Source organism: Microbacterium sp. NPDC060117 (assembly GCF_042729315.1).
In the GTDB taxonomy this organism is placed as follows: domain Bacteria; phylum Actinomycetota; class Actinomycetes; order Actinomycetales; family Microbacteriaceae; genus Microbacterium.
The window spans coordinates 1-1,070 of sequence record NZ_JBHWXR010000006.1 but is presented as its reverse complement, the minus strand read 5'-3'; the positions used below and the strand labels follow the sequence as shown (position 1 = coordinate 1,070).

General features: G+C 56.3%; 1 rRNA gene. It reads left to right on the top strand.

Annotated elements, in window-relative coordinates:
• Positions 1–1,070 (top strand): 23S ribosomal RNA (locus ACFWCK_RS19350); the annotation flags it as partial.

Here is a 1,070-nt window from a genome sequence, read left to right as displayed (position 1 = left end):
GTTGCTGTGACAACCAGGAGGTTGGCTTAGAAGCAGCCACCCTTGAAAGAGTGCGTAATAGCTCACTGGTCAAGTGATTCCGCGCCGACAATGTAGCGGGGCTCAAGCGTACCGCCGAAGTCGTGTCATTGCAGCAATAGGGCCAACGCCCGCTGTGATGGGTAGGGGAGCGTCGTGTGCCGGGTGAAGCAGCAGCGGAAGCTAGTTGTGGACGGTTCACGAGTGAGAATGCAGGCATGAGTAGCGATACACACGTGAGAAACGTGTGCGCCGATTGACTAAGGGTTCCTGGGTCAAGCTGATCTGCCCAGGGTAAGTCGGGACCTAAGGCGAGGCCGACAGGCGTAGTCGATGGACAACCGGTTGATATTCCGGTACCCGCTTTGAAACGCCCAATATCGAATCAGGCGATGCTAAGTCCGTGAAGCCGTTCCGGACCCTTCGGGGAAAGGAAAGTGGTGGAGCCGACGAACCAGACTTGTAGTAGGTGAGTGATGGGGTGACGCAGGAAGGTAGTCCATCCCGGGCGGTGGTTGTCCCGGGGTAAGGGTGTAGGCCGAGGGGTAGGCAAATCCGTCCCACATTAAGGCTGAGACCTGATGCCGAGCCGATTGTGGTGAAGTGGATGATCCTATGCTGTCGAGAAAAGCCTCTAGCGAGTTTCATGGCGGCCCGTACCCTAAACCGACTCAGGTGGTCAGGTAGAGAATACCGAGGCGTTCGGGTGAACTATGGTTAAGGAACTCGGCAAAATGCCCCCGTAACTTCGGGAGAAGGGGGGCCATCACTGGTGATCGGATTTACTCCGTGAGCTGGGGGTGGCCGCAGAGACCAGCGAGAAGCGACTGTTTACTAAAAACACAGGTCCGTGCGAAGCCGTAAGGCGATGTATACGGACTGACGCCTGCCCGGTGCTGGAACGTTAAGGGGACCGGTTAGTCACATTTCGGTGTGGCGAAGCTGAGAACTTAAGCGCCAGTAAACGGCGGTGGTAACTATAACCATCCTAAGGTAGCGAAATTCCTTGTCGGGTAAGTTCCGACCTGCACGAATGGCGTAACGACTTCCCA